A 2,996-nucleotide genomic window follows, 5' to 3' on the forward strand; every position below is an offset into this window, starting at 1 on the left:
GTGGTTCGTCAGGGCGCGGGCGGCAGGGCGGGCGGCAGGGCGAGGGCGCCGGGCGGGCGGCCGGGCGGGCGCGGTCGCGGGGCGGCTAGCTGACGTGCACGTCGGGGCGGCGGCTGCGCGAGGGCTCGGCCCTCCGCAGCACCTCGCGGGTCACCGGCGCGACCTCGCCCACCCCGGTCAGGAAGAACCGTCCCATGTTCGACAGCGGGTTGCCCTCGGTCCACTCGAAGTAGATGTCGGGCACGACGCCGGTCTCGTCGCGGATCGCCAGCAGCACGCTGGCCACGGCGTTCGGCACGGCGCCGCTCGTCGTGCGCAGCACCCGGTAGCCGTGCAGGGCGTGCCCGGTGACGACGAGGTCCTCCTCGAAGTTCGACGAGTCGCCCTTGTGCACCTCGAGGAAGATGACCGGCGAGCGCTGCGGGATGCCGCTGTACTTGCGCTCGGCCGACAGCTTCTTCTTGTAGATCTCGGCGACCTCGCGCCCCGGCTCGTGGGCGATGACGCGGATCGTGCCGTACTCGTCCGCGTCCTCGCGCACGTACGAGAGGGCTGTGTCGTCGAGGGTGACCGACGTCGCGCGCAGCTGGAACGACCGCTGCACGCGCGAGACGAGCGACACCGCGATGATCCCGATGATGAAGATCGCGGCGATGCGCACGCCGTCGGGGCGCTCGACGACGTTGGTGACGGTCGTGTAGACGAACACGAGAGCGACGATCCCGAAGCCGATCGTGCGCTTGCGCTGGCGCGCCCGTCGCGCCGACAGCGTCACGGCCACGGAGGCGCTGGTGATCAACACGAGCACTCCCGTCGCGTAGGCACCGCCCTGGGCGTCGACGTCCGCCTCGAACACGATGGTGATGACGAACGCGATCACCGTGAAGACCAGGACGAGGGGTCGGACGGCTCGGGCCCACTGCGGCGCCATGCCGTAGCGCGGCAGGTAGCGCGGCACGAGGTTGAGCAGCCCGGCCATGGCCGACGCCCCGGCGAACCACAGGATGCAGATGGTGCTGACGTCGTACAGCGTGCCGAAGCCGTCGCCGAGGTACTGGTGCGCCAGGAACGCCAGGGCGCGACCGTTGGCCGACCCGCCGGCCTGGAACTCGGCCTGAGGGATCAGCAGGGTCGTGACGAAGCTCGACAGGATGAGGAACGAGCTCATGATGATGGCGGCCGTGGCGAGCAGGCGCCGGGCCCCACGGATGCGTCCGACCGGTTGGGCCGGAGTGTCGGTCGGGTCGCCCGTGATCTGCGGCATGACCGCCACCCCGGTCTCGAAGCCCGACAGGCCGAGGGCCAGCTTCGGGAAGACGATCAGGGCGATGCCGACCATGACGAAGGGGTTGCCGTGCTGCACCGTCAGGGCGTCCCACCAGTTGCCGATGACGACCGGGTTCTCACCGATGTGGAAGAGCGAGACGGCGATGACGACGAGGTTGAGCGTCAGGAAGATCGCGACGAGCACGACCGCGATGCCGATCGCCTCGCGGAACCCGCGCAGGAAGACGGCGGCGAGCAACGCGACGAGCACGAGCGTCAGCGGCACCTCGGCCCCGTGGAACCAGGACGGCGCGAACGGGTTCTCGACCGCATGTGCCGTGGCGTCGGCCGCCGACAGGGTGATGGTGATCATGAAGTCGGTGGCGGCGAATCCGAGCAGCACGAGGACGAACAGTTTGCCGCCCCACCAGGGCAGCAGCCGCTCGAGCATCGCGATCGACCCCTCACCACGGGGGCTCTCGCGGGCGACCCGGCGGTAGACCGGCAGGGCGCCGAAGAGGGTCAGCAACACGAGCACGATGGTCGCGAGCGGCGAGAGCAGACCGGCCGCGACGGCCGCGATCGCCGGCTGGTATCCGAGGGTCGAGAAGTAGTCGACGCCGGTCAGGCACATCACCCGCCACCACGAGTGGGTCTTCTCGGGGGTCTCGGCGTGCGGCCCCTGGTGCGTGCCCGCGGTCTCGGTGAGGCCGTGGAGCAGCCAGCTGCGCATCCGTCGCTCGGTCGCGTGGGGGGTCGATGGTTCGACCCTGGCGGGTGACTCGGGTTGCGCGGTCACGGGTTCCTCTCGGACGTGCGGGGCGCACCGGCCGGGAGGCAGGCACGCGCCCTGCCACGCTAGGCCTCCCGCGCCTCCTGATGGGGTCGTCCGGCGTTAGGAAACCGTGAGGATCTCGGCGGCGACCGCGGTCACGACCCCTGGACGGCCTGCGCGTCGGCGTCGGGCACGAAGCGGTAGCCCATGCCGAGCACCGTGACGAGGTGCCGGGGGGCGGCCGGCACGGGCTCGAGCTTCTTGCGGAGTTGGGCGAAGTAGAGCCTCAGGTAGCCGGTGTCCTTCGCGTGGAAGGGACCCCAGACCTCGGTCAGGATGGTCTCGCGCGTGATCAGCTTGTCGGGGCTGTGCAGCAGCAGCTCGAGGATCTTCCACTCGGTCGGCGTCAGTCGCACCGACTCGCCGCCGGTGCCCCCGCCCCCGGCCGCCCCCGCAGCGCCGGCGGCGCCCGCCCGACGCACCACGGTCTTCGCCGAGAGGTCGACCTGCACGTCGCCGAAGGCCACCACGGGTTGCTCGTCGTCGGTGCCCGACGGGAGTCGGCGGGTCTGCGCCCGGATGCGCGCGAGCAGTTCGTCCATCGAGAAGGGCTTCGTGACGTAGTCGTCGGCGCCTGCGTCCAGGGCCTCGACCTTGTCGGCGGCGTCGGTGCGGCCCGACACGACGAGGATCGGCACGGTCGACCAGCCGCGCAGGCCGGCGATCACCTCGACCCCGTCGAGGTGCGGCATGCCGAGGTCGAGCATGACGAGGTCGGGGTGCTGCGTCGCCGCCAGGTCGAGTGCCTCGCGCCCGTCGCCGGCCGTGACCACGTCGTAGCCGCGCGCCCCGAGGGTCACCTTGAGCGCCCGCAGGATCTGCGGGTCGTCGTCGGCGATCAAGATCTTCACGGCGCTCACGTGGCCGACCGTACCCGGTCGCCCCGGCCGCCCTG

General features: G+C 71.3%; 2 protein-coding genes. Both read right to left on the bottom strand.

The genetic code is table 11. The features are described from left to right. Positions 1-85 precede the first annotated feature (85 nt). Positions 86-2,065, bottom strand: a complete 1,980-nt coding sequence (locus tag AEQ27_RS01270) for an amino acid transporter (protein ID WP_369813573.1) — start codon at positions 2,063-2,065, stop codon at positions 86-88. A gap of 131 nt (positions 2,066-2,196) precedes the next feature. Continuing rightward, positions 2,197-2,952 (bottom strand): response regulator, encoded by a 756-nt coding sequence (locus AEQ27_RS01275; RefSeq protein WP_054145036.1) that lies wholly within the window; start codon positions 2,950-2,952, stop codon positions 2,197-2,199. Positions 2,953-2,996 lie beyond the last annotated feature (44 nt).

Source organism: Frigoribacterium sp. RIT-PI-h (genome assembly GCF_001297205.1).
Classification (GTDB): domain Bacteria; phylum Actinomycetota; class Actinomycetes; order Actinomycetales; family Microbacteriaceae; genus Frigoribacterium.